Annotated in this window: 15 protein-coding genes; 10 read left to right on the top strand and 5 right to left on the bottom strand. The window is 39.1% G+C overall.

Features of this window, described 5'->3' with window-relative positions; translation table 11 throughout:
* Positions 1-81: 81 nt before the first annotated feature.
* Positions 82-2,112, bottom strand: a complete 2,031-nt coding sequence (locus tag JYB65_RS01005; RefSeq protein WP_206580720.1) for a GGDEF domain-containing protein — start codon at positions 2,110-2,112, stop codon at positions 82-84.
* Positions 2,113-2,341: 229 nt separating this feature from the next.
* Between JYB65_RS01005 and JYB65_RS01010 the strand changes: the two genes are divergently transcribed.
* Positions 2,342-3,847, top strand: coding sequence for a DEAD/DEAH box helicase (locus JYB65_RS01010; protein WP_206580721.1), 1,506 nt, complete (start codon positions 2,342-2,344; stop codon positions 3,845-3,847).
* Between the two features lie 90 nt (positions 3,848-3,937).
* Here the strand turns inward: JYB65_RS01010 and JYB65_RS01015 are convergent, their stop codons facing one another.
* Positions 3,938-4,402 carry a pyridoxamine 5'-phosphate oxidase family protein gene (locus JYB65_RS01015; protein ID WP_206580722.1) on the bottom strand — a complete coding sequence of 155 codons (465 nt, stop codon included), beginning with the start codon at positions 4,400-4,402 and terminating at the stop codon, positions 3,938-3,940.
* 330 nt (positions 4,403-4,732) lie between these two features.
* On the opposite strand from JYB65_RS01015, the gene nirJ1 reads away from it, so the two are divergent.
* The 6 genes from nirJ1 to JYB65_RS01045 all read left to right on the top strand — a co-directional run bounded on the left by nirJ1 (position 4,733) and on the right by JYB65_RS01045 (position 8,878).
* On the top strand, positions 4,733-5,917 hold the full coding sequence (nirJ1, locus tag JYB65_RS01020) for a putative heme d1 biosynthesis radical SAM protein NirJ1 (protein WP_206580723.1): 1,185 nt from the start codon (positions 4,733-4,735) through the stop codon (positions 5,915-5,917).
* 36 nt (positions 5,918-5,953) lie between these two features.
* Positions 5,954-6,949 (top strand): putative heme d1 biosynthesis radical SAM protein NirJ2, encoded by a 996-nt coding sequence (gene nirJ2 / locus JYB65_RS01025; protein WP_206580724.1) that lies wholly within the window; start codon positions 5,954-5,956, stop codon positions 6,947-6,949.
* 6 nt (positions 6,950-6,955) lie between these two features.
* Positions 6,956-7,414 (top strand): siroheme decarboxylase subunit alpha, encoded by a 459-nt coding sequence (gene ahbA / locus JYB65_RS01030; protein WP_206580725.1) that lies wholly within the window; start codon positions 6,956-6,958, stop codon positions 7,412-7,414.
* Between the two features lie 76 nt (positions 7,415-7,490).
* The gene (gene ahbB, locus JYB65_RS01035) at positions 7,491-7,955 is read left to right on the top strand and encodes a siroheme decarboxylase subunit beta (RefSeq protein WP_342366607.1); all 465 of its coding nucleotides are present in this window, start codon (positions 7,491-7,493) and stop codon (positions 7,953-7,955) included.
* A gap of 216 nt (positions 7,956-8,171) precedes the next feature.
* Complete coding sequence (locus JYB65_RS01040) at positions 8,172-8,759, top strand: accessory gene regulator ArgB-like protein (protein ID WP_206580726.1); 588 nt, start codon at positions 8,172-8,174, stop codon at positions 8,757-8,759.
* On the top strand, positions 8,744-8,878 hold the full coding sequence (locus JYB65_RS01045) for an AgrD family cyclic lactone autoinducer peptide (RefSeq protein ID WP_206580727.1): 135 nt from the start codon (positions 8,744-8,746) through the stop codon (positions 8,876-8,878). The genes JYB65_RS01040 and JYB65_RS01045 overlap by 16 nt, the downstream gene beginning before the upstream one ends.
* Here JYB65_RS01045 and JYB65_RS01050 read toward each other — a convergent pair.
* From JYB65_RS01050 to dinB, 3 genes are all read right to left on the bottom strand, one after another.
* Positions 8,870-10,129 (bottom strand): sensor histidine kinase, encoded by a 1,260-nt coding sequence (locus JYB65_RS01050; RefSeq protein ID WP_206580728.1) that lies wholly within the window; start codon positions 10,127-10,129, stop codon positions 8,870-8,872. The two genes, JYB65_RS01045 and JYB65_RS01050, sit on opposite strands and share 9 nt — an antisense overlap.
* 4 nt (positions 10,130-10,133) lie before the next feature.
* Positions 10,134-10,886 carry a LytR/AlgR family response regulator transcription factor gene (locus tag JYB65_RS01055; RefSeq protein WP_206580729.1) on the bottom strand — a complete coding sequence of 251 codons (753 nt, stop codon included), beginning with the start codon at positions 10,884-10,886 and terminating at the stop codon, positions 10,134-10,136.
* Positions 10,887-11,050: 164 nt separating this feature from the next.
* Positions 11,051-12,289, bottom strand: coding sequence for a DNA polymerase IV (gene dinB, locus JYB65_RS01060; RefSeq protein ID WP_206580730.1), 1,239 nt, complete (start codon positions 12,287-12,289; stop codon positions 11,051-11,053).
* Positions 12,290-12,384: 95 nt separating this feature from the next.
* Between dinB and JYB65_RS01065 the strand changes: the two genes are divergently transcribed.
* The 3 genes from JYB65_RS01065 (at position 12,385) to JYB65_RS01075 (ending at position 15,132) form a co-directional block, all read left to right on the top strand.
* Positions 12,385-12,765 carry a universal stress protein gene (locus JYB65_RS01065; RefSeq protein WP_206580731.1) on the top strand — a complete coding sequence of 127 codons (381 nt, stop codon included), beginning with the start codon at positions 12,385-12,387 and terminating at the stop codon, positions 12,763-12,765.
* Positions 12,766-12,809: 44 nt separating this feature from the next.
* The gene (locus tag JYB65_RS01070; protein ID WP_206580732.1) at positions 12,810-13,346 is read left to right on the top strand and encodes an HdeD family acid-resistance protein; all 537 of its coding nucleotides are present in this window, start codon (positions 12,810-12,812) and stop codon (positions 13,344-13,346) included.
* A gap of 145 nt (positions 13,347-13,491) precedes the next feature.
* Entirely contained in the window at positions 13,492-15,132 is a 1,641-nt protein-coding gene (locus JYB65_RS01075) for a SulP family inorganic anion transporter (protein WP_206580733.1), read from the top strand.
* The last annotated feature ends 57 nt before the right edge of the window (positions 15,133-15,189 follow it).

The following is a 15,189-nucleotide window of genomic DNA, read 5'->3' on the forward strand; positions in this document are numbered from 1 at the left end:
TCTGTAACTTGAAATCAACGTTAACGATAATGAGTCGGTAAAAAATAATGCATAGTTATCACTCTCTAGGAGTCTTGATGACTATGCATTTTCGTTCGTTGTCTTCAACGCTTGCTGTCTTTTATAATTGGTTATCTGTGACTTAATAATAGTAAAGTCCAGCGGTGGTTTTTTGGACGGTTTGCAAATATAGAATCCTTGCAAGTAATCGACTCCGATATCAATCAGTGCAAACATGTCTTCTTGGCGCTCAACGCCTTCGGCTATGACGAAAGCATTCCGCTGATGCGCATAAGTAACAATACTTTTAATCAGTTTGCGTTTATTTTCATCTCTGGTAAGATTTTGAGTAATGGAAAGATCTATTTTAATGTATTTCGGTGCGATATCTTTCATCATATCTTCATTATAGGAGCCGGTACCGTAGTCTCCTAATGCTATTTCGCCGCCCCAATTTCGAATGAAGTCTTGCTTTGCCTTTGTATACTTTGCGTTCGCCCCTCCGCCGTAGTCCAGTTCTACTATTACTCGGTTCAGCATATGACAATAAGTTCGTTCAAGCGCACTGGTATCCGATACGGAAAGCTGTTGTTCCGGGATGGAATTAATAAATAATTTACTGGACGGAGCGACGTTTAAATCGTTAAATGCTTTGATCCCGGCAAACCATGTGATTTTCTCAATCTCATACAACTGGGATGGAGAAGCCGCAAGCTCCAGCAACTGACGCGGTGTTTTGATAACCGAATGATTCGACCGCAGCAAGGCTTCATAGCCAAAAATATTTCCTGTATTTGCGTCCAAAATCGGCTGAAAGTGATATTCATACGTTTTATGCTTGATAAACTCTTCAAAGTGCTCGGACATTTCTGTAAAATGAGAGTCTTTTTCGTAATCTTTTAAGTTAAATTCTGCAAAGACACCCTTTGTTGTTTTCTTGACGGAATACATGGCAAAATCGGAGTATTTAATGAGCTGAAGATAGGAAGTAGAGTCGTCAGGATACCAAGCAACTCCGGCAGAGGCCCTCAACTCAGTACTGGTTTCGTCGGGCAGATTGAACGAGTGGTTATGAATGGCAATACTTAATCGCACAATTTCACTTCGTATTTCTTCCTTTGAAGAAAAACCATGCATAAATAATGCAAATTCATCCCCGCCGAGTCGGGAGATGATGGTATTTTTTCTGCAAGTTACGTTTAACACATTGGATAGAGCACGTATGTATTCGTCCCCATAGTGGTGTCCATAGGTATCATTCATCTTTTTTAAATTATCTAAGTCCAGTGAAAACATAGCACCGATGCCTATTTGTTCAGGCGAGGAGAATAGCTTTTCCACATTAGCAAAAAATGCACGGCGATTCAGAAGACCCGTGAGAATATCGTAATCCCGCTCAAATTCCATTTTATTTTTAGCTAACATTTCATCGGTGATATCTTCCAGTACACCGAGTATTTGATTTTCACTGTGGATGGTAATCATCCGAATCCATTTAGATGTAGAGAACGGTTTATCCAGATGAAATACCAAGTTGTTTTTGGTGGATTGACTGGGTACTAAGAATTTTTCGAGTTTGGCCATCTTTGCGTCAAATACATTGGAGGGAATGAAGCCTGTAATGTGCAGCGACAAATCCGGCTCTTCCAGCAGTAAAAATAAATGCTTTGTAATGTAGACTTGAGAAGAGGCCTGATAATATTCATAAATAGCCATTCTTTTCCCGGCTACGTCCAGTATATTCGACATTTTGGAAGAAGAATCCGCTACATTGGCAGACAGTGACTCAATGGTTCCTGCGAGCAAATCCAGTTCAGTTATGTTGGTTCGTCCTAATGATGCAAGTTTCATCGGGTCCCGTTCACGTACATTGTTACTGAGGGTTTTCACAGGCCGAATGAAGAGTAGACCTGTCATCAATAAACTTACGGTAAAGCTGATTAGAGTGACAGCAGCTATAGCAATGCAGATGTTGACCGAAGAATTAGAATGACTGAAAGACAGGTCGAATTTTGACAAAAGGACAGCAAATAGCAAAGCCTCTGTTATGACTTGTATGCTTATTAAAAAAATAAATCTCGTTGTAATAGATTGTGAGAGTTTTTGCCTCATGATTTCACCCTATAAATTAATTTATTTAAAAATGCTATGTTTTTCATAAATAATAGGACTAATATTTCAACCAGCTTTAGCAATAATACTATAGTATATACTAAATAGAACTTTTTTTCAATCAAGTGAAAGAAAACCTATTGAAATAGTTTGACAGAAAGAGAATTTAAAAATATAATAATACGATACGAGTACTACAATCATAGTAGTAAATGAAATGAGGAAATGAATGGATAATTTAAATTTTAAAGAACTAAACCTATCTGATGCGATAATAAAAGCTTTGGATTTTATGGGGTTTGAAGAAGCGACCCCAATTCAGTCAAAAGCGATTCCGTTAGTCATGAGCGGTTTAGATGTCATTGGACAGGCGCAAACAGGAACAGGGAAAACCTGTGCTTTTGGTATCCCTGCCATTGAAATGGTTGACATAAAGCAGGCAGGAACCCAAGTTCTGGTATTATGCCCGACGAGAGAACTGGCGATTCAGGTTTCAGAAGAATTCAGAAACCTTTGCAAATATAAAAAAGGCGTTCGGTCGTTAGCCATCTATGGTGGACAATCTATTGACCGTCAGATTATTTCTTTGAAGAGTAAACCACAGATCATCATCGGTACACCGGGCAGAGTGATGGACCATATGAGAAGACGCACGCTGAAACTGGAATTGCTGAAAATGATTATTTTGGATGAAGCGGATGAGATGCTCAATATGGGATTCAGAGAAGACATTGATACGATTTTGCAGGATGTTCCTGCAGAGAGACAGATGATGCTTTTTTCTGCAACTATGCCAAAGGGAATACTGGAGATTGCCAACACCTATATGAAAAATCCGGAGCATGTTGTGACCCAACATAAGGAAGTGACTATAGACACGATAGAGCAATATTATATTGAGGTTCGTGAAAGCTCCAAGCTGGAGTTGCTTTGCCGATTAGTTGATGCGAAGAATATCAAATTGGGAATTGTATTTTGTAATACAAAGCGCAAGGTGGATGAACTTTGTACTTCCTTGCAGGCAAGAGGCTATTCTGCGGAAGCACTTCATGGGGACATGAAGCAAAGAGAACGAGATCGTGTCATGAGTAAATTTCGTAAAGGACTTGTTGATATATTAATAGCAACCGACGTAGCAGCAAGAGGCATTGACGTAAATGATGTAGAGGCGGTATTTAACTATGATCTCCCAAGTGATGAAGAATATTACGTACATCGAATCGGAAGAACGGGAAGAGCCGGAAAGAAAGGCGTTTCCTATTCCTTCGTGTTTGGGAGGGATATCTATAAATTAAAAGATATTGAACGTTATACCAAATCGAAAATTATACAAACGAATCCTCCGACCATCTCCAGCATTGAAACCATAAAACTGCATTCTGCGATTCAGGAAGTGATGGCTATGCTGGATAAAGGCGGGTATTCAAAATACACGACAGCCATTGAGCAGATATTGGAAGACTCTGATGATATCACGACACTGGATATTGCGGCGGCACTCTTTAAAATGAAGTTTAATGAGTTGGATGAACGGAATTATGAAGAATCCGAATTGGACAATGATTTCACTGTAAATAGACGGGATAAATTCGGTTATTTTGCGAAAAAAAGCGGCGAAGGGAATCGTCAGAAAAATAGGGGCGGATACCGCGGAGACCGAAGCAAAAGCAGAGACGGCGGACGGGAACGAAGTAAAACGAGAGACGGTGGAAAACCAACTTCAAAATATAAATAAAGCAGGATAGAAAAAAGCAGGGGTTTATGCGCGACATGCGCAACTCCTGCTTTTATTTAGTAGAAATGTCCATTTGATTGACGGAATCGGTTATTTTTTGCCTTTTGCCGTTATGTGCTTTACTTCTATTTCATACACTTTTGCTTGTTCACCGGCTTTTTTAATATATTCCATTCCGGCTTCCATATAGTCGTTCGAGAATTTTTTTAGGATCAGAACATAGATTTCTTGCTTTCTTTCTGCCGCCACTTCTTTTATATCGCCAAAAGCAATAACGCTTTTAAATTTTGTGTTAAAGTCGTCCGGAATTAACTCGACGTCTTTCACTACACAAAAAGAAACCTTATTGTTCGATTGTATATTATCGAGTTTATGACCTGTTAAGGCAGAATGAAAATAAATATTACCGCCATCAAATATAAAATTTACCGGGACACCGTAAGGAACTCCGTCTTCCCCCACTGTTGATAAAATACCGTATTCAGCAGTATTCATAATGTCGGTCATTTCCTCGTTTGTCAGCATTTTATCGCTTCTTCTCATTTCTCTGAACATAAAAATTCCTCCTTTTTTGAACTTAATAGGAAATTGTACTGGTTTTAATGTTATTATATAGGTTGATTGTATCAATGGAAAGAGCCAATTCATATAATCTGGATGGATACAATGAAAACTGCCCCTATTAATTTTGTCTAAATTGGAACTACTAATAGACCAATTAACATTATATAATTATTTTATAACGCAGGAAATATCGTTTACGATATTGACGGAGTTTCATAAAAGGCTACGACTACAATGCGACCGAATGGGAGTTATAAGCGCCTCGCAGAGGCTTTTTTTACAAGATATGGAGATAAGAGAATACAAGGATGGAAAAAATAGATGATAGGTGTAACTAAATTATTGTGCGGCGGGGAACATTTTGGGGATAAGCTGAGATATACCCATACCGCAAGCAGTCAGAAAAATGGTGTCAGTACGGGAAATGGTCCGGTGGTTGTATGGAACTGCACGAGAACCTGCAACTTGAAGTGCAAACATTGCTATTCAAACTCAGATAGCAGAATCTACTCCGGAGAGCTCACAACCCAAGAAGCGAAAAGAATGATTGACAATTTTGGGAAGTTTCATGTCCCGGTATTGCTGTTATCAGGTGGAGAGCCCCTGATGAGAGAGGACTTGATGGAATTGATCCGATACAGCCAACAGTACCATATCCGAACAACCATTTCAACGAATGGGACCTTAATCGATAAAGAAGTGGCTAACAATTTAAAGAAAAATAATGTGGGATATGTAGGAATCAGCATTGACGGGATCGGACAACAACACGATACCTTTAGAGGCTCACAGGGAAGTTTTGAAATGGCCGTAAGGGGGATACGAAACTGTTTGGATGTAGGGCAAAAGGTCGGACTTCGCTTTACAATCAGCCGTGATACCGTGGATCAGCTAGAAGATATATTCCATTTTATTTCACAAGAGAAGATTCCGAGAGTCTGTTTTTATCATTTGGTTTATTCAGGACGAGGCAATACGCTCATGAATGGGGATATTTCTCATGAGGAGACACGTCATGTGATGGATTTAATTATGCGTAAAGCCAAGGAACTTGGCAGTCAAACTGAAATATTGACAGTGGATAACCATGCGGATGCAGTCTATATGGCTTTAAAAATGAAAGAGCGGGATCCCAAACAAGCAGAAAGAATCCTTGAACTTCTTCGTATGAATGGCGGAAATCGATCAGGAATCGCTATCGGCAGTGTAGATTATCAGGGATATGTCCATCCCGATCAGTTTACACCGCAGCATGTATTAGGAAATGTGCGAGAAAAGGATTTTGATAAAATATGGACGGATACATCCAATCCGATTATGGTGGGACTGAAAGACAGAAAACAGCTGTTAAAAGGCCGCTGTGGATACTGCAACTGGAAAGAGGTCTGTAACGGAAATTTCAGATCAAGAGCAGAGGCTGTCACAGGGGACTTTTGGGCATCCGATCCCGCCTGTTATTTGACGAACGCTGAAATTGGAGTGAATGAAAATGCAGGCCTTGTATAAAGAAGGACAGAAGGATTTTATAATGGAGGAGCCAGTATGATTGTTTCGTGGAATACAACCAATCAGTGCAATATGTATTGTAAGCACTGTTACCGTGATTCAGGGTGTTTAGAAAATTCTGAGCTGACAACGCAGCAGGGAAAAGAACTTTTAAATGAAATGGCGAAAGCCGGGTTTAAAATGATTATTTTTTCAGGCGGGGAGCCTCTGATGAGACCAGATATTTTTGAACTGGTAGAACATGCTGTACAGCTTAAATTAAGGCCGGTCTTTGGTACAAACGGTTCTCTGATCGATTACAATACGGCATTGAAATTAAAAGAAAAAGGTGCTATGGCTATGGGGATAAGCCTGGATAGTTTAAATGCAGAGAAACATAATGATTTCCGTGGATATCCAAACGCATGGGAAGAGGCTGTAGAAGGGATGGAAAACTGTCGAAAAGCTGGACTGCCGTTTCAGATACATACGACCGTCATGAACTGGAATCAAAAAGAAATCCTTGACATAACGGACTTCGCAGTCAAAATAGGAGCAAAGGGTCATCATATATTCTTTATGGTACCGACCGGAAGAGCTCAAAACATGGAAGAAGAATCCCTTCGCGCAATGGAATATGAAGATTTGATTACTAATATAATGAAAAAGCAGCAGGAAGTACCTATTGAATTAAAGCCGACTTGTGCCCCGCAATTCATGCGCATTGCCAAAGAGCTTGGTGTAGCAGTACGTTATTCAAGAGGCTGCTTAGCTGGAATTAGTTACTGCATTATAAGTCCTAAAGGGGATGTGCAGCCGTGCGCATACATAAAAAATTATATAGGAAATGTAAAAGAGATCCCATTCAGTGAAATATGGTTGAACAATCCGATTTTAAAGGAGCTGCGAACCTTACAGTATAACGGAAGCTGCGGGAGCTGCGGGTATAAAGATCTATGCGGAGGTTGCAGAGCGAGAGCGGCCGTATATAACAAAGGGGACTTTATGGCAGAAGAACCATGGTGCGCCATAAGCGCAGGAAGGGAAGCGTGACGGTTTATGGACGAGAAAGATAAAGAACTGTTAAATTTAATACAACGAAACTTTCCGGTTCATTCAAGACCCTATATGATTTTAGCTGAACGGTTGCAGATAACAGAGGATGAGGTAATTGACCGAGTTAAGAAGTTGAAAGCAAACGGGCATATCAGAAAGCTCGGAGGGGTTTTTAATTCAAAAAAACTGGGATACCATAGTACGTTATGTGCACTAAAAGCACCTGCTGATCGAATCCCGGAAATTTCGAAAGTCATTAATTCTTATAAAGGGGTTACGCATAATTATATCCGTGACCATACCTATAATATGTGGTTTACGCTGATGGAATCTTCCCAAGAAGCGTTGGAATCAACGATAAACGAAATCAAAGAAAAGACAAGAGTAGATGAGATTTTGAGTTTACAAGCCGAAAATGTTTTTAAGATCAATGTAAACTTTCAATTGACTGATTCGATATAATGCTGCATGATAACAAACCTCCCTAAGGAACGTTAGATGGAGGCTGTTTCAAAAAAGGAGAGAAAGGAAGAAAATTGTGGACGAACTGGATAAGTCAATTATCCGCTGTATTCAGACGGAATTGCCCATTACCCAAAAACCGTATCAATTCATTGCAGACCAATTGGAAATAGATGAAACAGAGTTGCTGAAAAGAATAGAAATCATGTTGGAAAAAGGGATTATCCGCCGGATCGGAGCAGTTTTAAATCATCGGAATGTTGGATTTCAAGCCAATGCGATGGTTGTTTGGGCGATTCCGGAAGATCAGGTCCAAGAGTCGGGTAAAAAGCTGATCCTGCACAGTGAAATTAGCCATTGTTATCAGAGAAAAGTCTGTCCGAACTGGCCGTATAACGTATATACAATGATCCATGCCCGAACGAAAGAAGAATGCGAAACGGTTATTAAAAAAGTTGCGAATAGCATTGAAGTCTACGATTATGAAGTACTATACAGCACGACAGAGCTCAAGAAAACGTCTTTCTTATATTTTGAGTAAAGACTCAAAAGCTGTATATCTGCTATTTGCTGCCTATATCTTATAAATCAACTTTGAGTACGTTGTTGTCTGCGTGATATCAAATCTGAAATTTGCACATTTCAGGTTGTCCAGACAACAACTCGTGCTTAACTTGTTGATTTTTTTTTGGAAAGAAATATGATTGTCTTAAAAGCACATATCATAAAAAAGTTGGTAATATAAAAAGGTAGGTATATGAAAAGCATTTCTGAAGCTTATATTTCAAAATTGCAAGAAGAAAACATCGCAAACGGATTAGACATCGTAAAAATACGATATGCGCTGGCTGTCTTAAAAGATGAGCTGATCAAAACGATTCTTTTAATCTGTATTTTCGCTTTGCTGGGACAATTAAAGCCGTTTTTGATGGTTATGTTGTTAATTCTTCCAATCCGACTCAGCACTGGCGGAATTCATTTTCAAAGGAATATTCCCTGTTTTTTATTCAGCTTAGGTTATTTTTTGGTTGCCGTATGTTTGCTTCCTTTGTTAAAAGTAGAATTGACTTTTTTATACTCTGTTTTAGGGCTTAGCATTTTAACGATTGCTGTTTGCCCCTTAGCGCCTTCTGAGAAACGACCTATCATAAGCAGAAAAAAGTATCTGCAGAACAAATACTTTTCGCTTATCTACCTTGTTATATTTACTTTTATCTTGCTGTCTTCTATAGAAAATCAAGCAATTATCGGCATGTGCATATGGGCTTTAGCGTTACACGCTACGGAGTTATTGTTTATAAGGGTACACAAAAGAAAGGGTGGTTTAACATGTTTCAAAAACTGAAAAGAGCATTCATGAGTTCAACGGCATTATTTTTAATTGGTGTAGCGACGACGACGATTTCCGCCGCATCTATTTCTCATCATGGGGAGCCGGATTGTCCGAAAGAATTACTAAAATAACACCTCAACCACAAATTCGTTTTCTTCTTGGAAAATATTTAATTTTCCGTGGTATTTGGAGGCGATGGCCCGGACGTTTTTTAACCCGTAGCCTCGTCTTTCACCGAGCTTAGCAGTTTGAGAAATACTTATTGTCCGGTTTTTTTCCTCACAATAAGTATTTCTCACTTCAATTTGTTTTTGATTTTCCTGCTCTCCGATGAACAGTACGACGATACGCTGTTCCTTTTCCAATCCCTCCACGTATTCAAAGGCATTGTCCAATAGATTTCCGATGATTTGAACCAATTCATACTGCTCGCAGGGAAATACCGGGAATATCCCGCTTGGGAAATGAAATAATTGCACTTCGCGCTTTTCTGCCTCCTTTGCTTTCGAATAAAGCAGGGCATTGACCACACCGTTGCCGGTGTTGAAAGAAACGGCGCTTTTTTTCTTGTTGGAGGATTTTTCTTGCAGGGCTTCAATGTAGCGCTGGATTTCTTTGACGGCCTCTTCGGACTGTTGAAATTGACACATCCCTAAGATAGCCTGCAGGTGCTTGTTAAAATCATGTTTGTCACTATATAAGCTATCCAAAAGATTTTCTGTGGTCTCCATATACTGCTCATGCAGATGGATATTTTCTTTCTGTCGTCGGTTTTCAATTAATTTTTTTAACAAATATATACATAGAGCAAACCAAATCGCTGTGTAGGCTGAAATTATGGCAGATTGGCCCAAAACCATCTCATTATTGCTTTTCCACAAAAATACCTCAATCATACTGAAGCAAAACAAGGTTGACCCTATTAAGTAACATTCATCTTTATAGTTCTCATAAAGTAGCTGGAATTTTATTTGCAATTTACTGTTAAAGCCTAATGATGCGCATATTGTGAATGTGATAACAAGCTGAATACATACACTAATAAAAGTTAAAGATTCAATACCTTGTATTTTATAAAATATCACCGCTAAAATATATTCGATGAAAGTCAGAAATGCAGAGGCGAAGACTAACTCAAATAGAATCTGAAATGTATTTCGGTTTATTGCAATACTTAAGATCGTAATCATTATGACATAATATAATAACGATAGAGAAGGTGTCTCTAATAAATCTAATATAGCTACTATTACAGAGATAACGATACAAGCAGATATTAGTCTGATTTTATTTCTTAAATATTCTTGGTTAAATAAATTCATTAGTGTGACGGTACTTATCATTTCAACAAACGATCCAAAAATATCTTGCGTAAACGTCATTTTACTACTCCTTTCTTTGCCTAATCCATTCTTTAAACTGTTTTTCAACTACACCATAGTACTTATTGCTGACATATAATTTATTTGAAGTGTTTAGAAGCGTGATTTGCCAGAGCCTATAATTCAGCTGTTCAATTTCTCGGATTTTTTTTACATTAACGGCAAAAGCTTTATGGCATTGGATAAAATATGGGTCATCGACCTCTAGCAGGAGTTCTTTTAATGTTATATTACTGCTCTCAAAGGGAGCATCCTGTAGATCCGTATAAAGGTAACAGCGTCTATGTAAAACTTCTGCATATTTCAGCTGATGAATGGGAATTAACAAATCTTTATTTTTCGACGGGTATAAGAGCATTTTTATTCTCGCTACTTTGTGTTTTGCTAATGAAAGCTGTTTGATCAGTGTTATTATTTTTGTTTCAAAATCATTTACGCCAAAGGGCTTGAGAATATAATCATAACAATGAAATTGCTTGAACGCCTCCAATTGATTTTTTTCTGAGCCTGTTATAAATAAAATAAGGGTTAAAGCGTAATGAGGCAAAGAGCGTATTTCTCTCGCCAAGTCAAGTCCATTTATTCCGGGCAGTTCAATATCTAAAATGAAAATATCAATTTCCTCCTGCTTTGCAATAGACAGCGCTTCCTCTCCGGACAAAGCATAAAGGACCTGCACTCCTTCCAGTTTTTGAAATACATTTTTATAAAGCAAAATATCGTTTTCGGAATCTTCAACAACTAAAATTATAACCATTTTTATCCTCTGCTTCTTAATATTCCTACTAATCCCATTATATTGTGCCATAAATATCGGCCGTATAAAACCCCAATAATCGACAATATACGTGAAAAGAACAATTAATAGGAAAAAACAGTGATAAAATGATTCTTTAGTGAACTTTTAGACGAATAGGGATATCATTCCGAATCGGATTCTTCCGATTCTTCATTGTCGTGAATATCCAATCCCAAATCATTGTTAATCATTCCGCCGAATGTGATGGATTGCCCGCCGAACTTGCTTCGAATGGCATCCATCGCTCGATCAAGGGATTCGCCTTTTTTTCTGATTTCCTCTCTTTCATGAAAGAAGCTGAGCTGTTCCTGTTCATTTTCATCGACCAAATTGATTCCGGTAATCGTTAATAAGCGGATCGGATTTCCGATGGACCAAGAAACCGCTATCAATTCTAAAGCTGCTGCGTAGATCTCTTCTGTGATATTAGTGGAGGCATCCAGTTGTTTTTGTCTTGAAATCGTTTTAAAATAGGGATCTTTGATATCCACTTTTACTCCGGTCGCTTTCATCTGATACTTTCGCAGCCTTGCTGAAACAGTAGAGCAAAGTGCCATTAATGCAGTTTGAATATCATTCATCGTCGTTAAATTGCGTTTAAAAGTGATCCCATTTCCGACGGATTTTATTTTTTGCTTTTCATAACAGTGAGAAACCGGGCTATCATCAAGACCATTGGCATAATCATACAGCATGTCGCCATGTTTTCCTAAGAGAGCGCGAAGCAAGGATTTGTCAGACTGTGCGAGTTCTCCTATCGTGCGTATTCCGGTTTTTCGAAGTTTCTCTGCGGTGGCGGTACCGACAAAAAACATCTGATTCACATCCTGAGGCCAAAGGATAGCTTGATAGTTTTCGCGCGAGATGACGGTAGTTGCATCCGGTTTTTTATATTCACTGCCCATTTTAGCAAATATTTTATTGTAGGAAACACCGGCAGAGAGTGTTAAACCAAGTTCTGATTTTACTGTTTTGCGTATTGTATCCGCAATCTCTTTTCCTGACCCGAATAGTTTTAGGCTTGCGGTGACATCCAGCCAAGACTCATCAATACTAAAAGGCTCGACCATATCCGTAAAGCGATAATAGATTTCGTTAATGAGTTTGGAATATCTTTTATATTGCTCGTGATGAGGAGGAACCAGTTTAAGGTCAGGACATTTTTTCTTCGCTGACCAGATGGTTTCGGCAGTGACAATGCCATACTGCTTTGCCAGCTCATTTTTTGCAAGAATAATACCATGTCTGTTTTCGGGGGAACCGCTCACAGCCATTGGTACATGTTTTAATTCGGGATGTGAAAGAAGTTCTACCGAAGCAAAAAAACTATTCATATCGCAATGTAAAATCGTTCTGTCCATATTTCCTCCTTGATCGTTGCTTTATACGGTTTATATTTTATACTAGAAAAAAGACGAATTCTAGTATATAATAAAATGGCTAAAGGGGGATTTTTATGAAGAATGTTATGGTTTGCGTTACGCAGCAAAAAACGTGCGAACGCCTTATCAAGTATGGACATGAATTTCTTGGAAACGATGAAGGGGAACTGTTTATCATACATGTAGCGCATGATCAGTTGAAGTTTTTAGGGAAGAATAAAGAGGGCGAAGCCCTTGAATATTTATATGAGAAAGCCTTGGAATACGGTGCAAATTTAACGGTAGTCCGGTCAAATCATGTTCTTGATACGTTAGTGGATTTAGTGAAGAAAAATAAGATTTCACATGTGATATTAGGAGAATCCGGCGAGGTAAAAACTCAAAATAGCTTGCTGGAAATGTTTGGAAATAGAATACAGAATGTGGCAGAATTGATGGTTGTACCGGCTCGCTAGGACAAGCAGCAGGTCAGCAGACATAAAGGGACTTGGAGGGAAAAATGAGAATTATTACAATTATTTCAGGAATATTATTTGTTTTAAGCGGATTATGGTGCATTATTAATCAAGGAGTAACGTTTGCAGCACTGGCGTTCATCGTTGGACTAGTTATGGTTATTGCCGGACTAATGGCTGGACTAAGTGTCTTTTCGATTCGAGAGAAGGATTCGAATCTGAGATGGGCACTCGTAGAGGCCGGGATTACCGTTATCCTTGGTGCGGTCGTATTATCCAATCAGCTGGTAACAGATTTAATTGTAGTAATGTTCTTCGGAATGTGGGTACTATTCTCGGGGTGCAATCGACTGGTAGCCTCTTGGGATTTAAAAAAAGTAGAACATAAAGGCTGGAGATGGGTGTTTATGTTAGCTGTAATCAGCTTATTTGCAGGGATTTACTCTTTCTTTAATGCGACACTGGAAGGTTTGCCGATGGGGATGCTCGTCGGACTATTCTTTTTGATCCAAGGGGTAAATACATTGACCCTCGGAATAATCATGCCGCGCAGCAAGAAAACAAACAGAAGAGTAAGTTAGTTAGAAGTACATTATATTATAAACGTTATAAACGAATAGAATACAGAAAGTCTACAGGTGCAAAGAAAAATCATGGATTTTATCTTTTGCACTTTTTTACTGTTTTTAAATGAAGAACTATAGTGAAAGGGTAAAGAAAAACGAAATGAATCTAATAACGATATTTGCAGAAGATCTGAAAAATGAATTTAAAGGGTACAACTTAAACGGATTTAGCAAAGACTTGATGGCAGGCATGACCGTTGCAGCAGTTGCCCTGCCTTTAGCTATTGCGTTTGGTGTGGGTTCCGGAGCGACAGCCGCAGCGGGACTGGTTACGGCTATTATTGGAGGCATCGTGATCGGTACTTTTTCAGGAGCTTCCTTTCAAATATCCGGCCCGACAGGAGCGATGACTGCTATTTTAGTTACATTATCGGCAAAATACGGAATGCAAGGGATTCTGATAGCTTGCTTCTTAGCGGGAGTTATGCTTGTTGCCGCGGGCATACTTCGCTTAGGCCGAATGATTTATTTTATTCCGGCTTCAGTGATTACCGGATTTACTTCCGGAATTGCTATTATTATTGCCTTAGGCCAATTGGATAACTTGTTTCGAGTAAAATCAACAGGCGATTTAGCCATTACTAAAGTCTTATCTTATTTTACAGAAGGATTTAGCCCCGACCTACCGACGGCGTTTATCGGCTTCTTAGTGATGATACTTATGATAATATGGCCTAAAAAATGGAACGAGAAGATCCCTTCCTCCTTGGCAGCACTAGTAATCATACTGATTCTTAATTATTACTTAAAGCTGGATGTAGCGGTGGTGGGGGATATTCCAAAGACCATATTATTGGACGACCGACTGACCTTTGATTCCTTAAAATCCGGACAAATTTGGGACTTTTTTATCCCAGCCTTGTCGATTGCTGCTTTAGCCATGATAGAAAGCTTGCTTTGCGGTGCTTCTGCGGGGAAGATGAAGAATGAGAAGCTCAACGGCGACAGGGAGCTGATTGCGCAAGGCATCGGAAATATGGTGATTCCGTTGTTTGGAGGAGTACCGGCGACTGCCGCTATCGCTCGAACCAGTGTCGGCATAAAAGCCGGAGCCGGAACGAGGGTAACCAGCATTATTCATTCTGTCATTTTGCTTCTGTCCATGTTTATCTTAGCACCGGTGATGTCTGCCATTCCTCTTTCTGCGTTATCAGGCGTATTGATAGTTACTGCTTGGAGAATGAATGACTGGGAAAATATCCATTTTATATTTGATCATAAATTCAAATCAGGTATTGCGAAGTTCTTTATCACCATGGGAGCGACTGTCGTATTGGATTTGACGCAGGCTATTATTATTGGAGTTGCCTTCTCTTCCATTCTGATCATGGTAAGATTGACCGACATTGATATTAATTTAAGTGACATTGATAATAAGCGTTTGGAAGAAATCGGAATTTTTATACCCAAAATCTCCAGTAAAGTGCGGATTGCCTACTTGACCGGAACGATTTTCTTCGCCGTAGTAGACAAAATAGTAAATCAACTATCTGAACTGGAGAATACCAAAGTGTTAATTTTATCGATGAGGGGAGTACCCGTTATTGATGTAACAGGGGTTCAAGGTCTGATCGAACTCATTAAAACACTTCGAGAACATGGGATAGAAGTCATGTTCACCAGTGTTCAGCCGAAAGTGTTGAAAAAAATGCAGCGGGGAGGAATCGTGGAATTAGTTGGCGAAGCAAATATTTTTAGAAGTGCGGAGGAAGCGATAATCATTGCGCATACCCATATATAAAAAGAGCCTCTGAGAGGCTCTTTTAACTCGTATTCGCTTCGCGTTTCAGCGATAGCT

The sequence above is a fragment of the Clostridium aminobutyricum genome, assembly GCF_017255415.1.
Taxonomy (GTDB): Bacteria; Bacillota; Clostridia; order Peptostreptococcales; family Anaerovoracaceae; genus Aminipila; species Aminipila aminobutyrica.